This is a genomic window from Kitasatospora sp. NPDC001225 (assembly GCF_053597855.1).
In genome coordinates this window covers 1-1,514 of the sequence record NZ_JBSFJC010000440.1, presented here as the reverse complement: position 1 = coordinate 1,514, position 1,514 = coordinate 1, and the positions used below count along the sequence as shown (strand labels likewise).

General features: G+C 76.6%; 1 protein-coding gene. It reads right to left on the bottom strand.

From position 1 onward, the window contains the following. The coding region (locus ACWDCZ_RS41295; RefSeq protein WP_449818714.1) for a class I adenylate-forming enzyme family protein at window positions 1-1,360 on the bottom strand (1,360 nt) is incomplete at its 3' end. Between the last annotated feature and the right edge of the window lie 154 nt (window positions 1,361-1,514).

Genomic DNA, 1,514 nt, shown 5'->3' with positions numbered 1-1,514 from the left:
GGACGCGTACCGGCAGTTCGGGCCTGGCCAGCCGCTCGCTCAGGAACAGCCGCAGGCCGTCGAGGTCGATCCCGTCCGGTCGCGGGACCACCGCGGCGACCGGCACCTGTCCCATCACCGGGTGCGGCAGGCCGAGCGCGGCCGCGTCGGCGACCTGCGGGTGGCCGAGTAGCACGGCCTCGATCCGCAGCGTCGAGACCTTCAGCGCACCGGACTTGACGATGTCGCTCTCCCGGTCGACCAGGTGGAGGTAGCCGTCCCCGTCCAGTCGGCCGAGGTCGCCCATCCGCACCCAGCCGTCGCGGAAGACGGTGTCGGAGGCCGCCCCGGCGTACCCGCGCGGCGGCCCGGGCTGGCGCAGCCAGATCTCGCCGGTCCCGCCGGGCGGCACCGGCTCCCCGGCCTCGTCCAGGATCCGCAGGTCGGCCGGGTCGGTCGGGCGGCCCAGCGAACCCGGACGGCCCGGGTCCACCACCGCGGAGATCTGCGCGGGGGCGGCCTCGGCCGAGGTGTAGGTGTTGACGACCGTCGCCTTCGGCAGGGCGGCGGACAGCCCGGCGGCGACGGCGGGCGGGAGCGCGGCGGCGGTGGACCCGACCAGCCGGACGCTGCCGAGGTCCCGGCGGTCGGCGACCACGGAGTTCAGCAGCTCCACCGCCATCGACGGCACCAGGAAGACCGTGCCCGCACCGGACTCCTCGACCACCCGCCCGAACTCCTCGGCGTCGAAGCGCGGCAGGCAGATCGTCGTGGGCTGCGCGGTCAGCGAGTTCACCAGCACCGCCTGGGCGGCGTTGGTCCCGATCGGGAAGGCGTGCACCGCGTGCCGCGAGTGCGCGTACGGGCGGGGGCGGGGGTCGAGGACCAGCCCGGCGGTCAGGCTCGCGTGCGCGGCCCGGACGCCCTTCGGGGTGCCGGTCGTGCCCGAGGTCCCGATGACCTGGGCCAGGTCCCCGGGGGCGACCCGGTGCGGCGGCTCGTCCGGCGTGTCGAGACCGCCGAGGCCGTCGAGGCCGTCGAGCGCGAAGGTGGGCAGCGCGGTGCGCGGGCCGTTCCCGGCGACCGCCCAGCGCGCCCCGGCCGCCGCGACCAGCCGCTCCACATCGGCCGGGGCCAGGTCCTCGCGGATCACCAGCCCGGCCGCGCCCGCGTAGTGGGCGGCCAGGAACGCCACGGCGTACGCGTCCCACTCCCGGTTGGTGAACAGCAGCGCCACCGTGTCCCCGGGCCGCACGCCCGCCCCGGCCAGCCCGTGCGCGGCCCGCACCGCCCGCTCGCGCCACCGGCCGTAGGTGAGGCTCCCGCCGCCGGGTACCAGCAGCGCGGTGCGTTCGGGATGGAGCGCCGCCCGGTGGTCCAGGAGCGCCGGGAGGGTGAGCGGAACGGAGGCGGGTCGGGCGCTGATGACGACTCCCGGAGGCGTTCGGAGCGTGGCGGAACGATGCCACAGGAAGATCGCCCGCTGATTGGTCCAGGAAGTTCATGCCCTGCCGCAGCAGGCGGTGCGGGGTGAC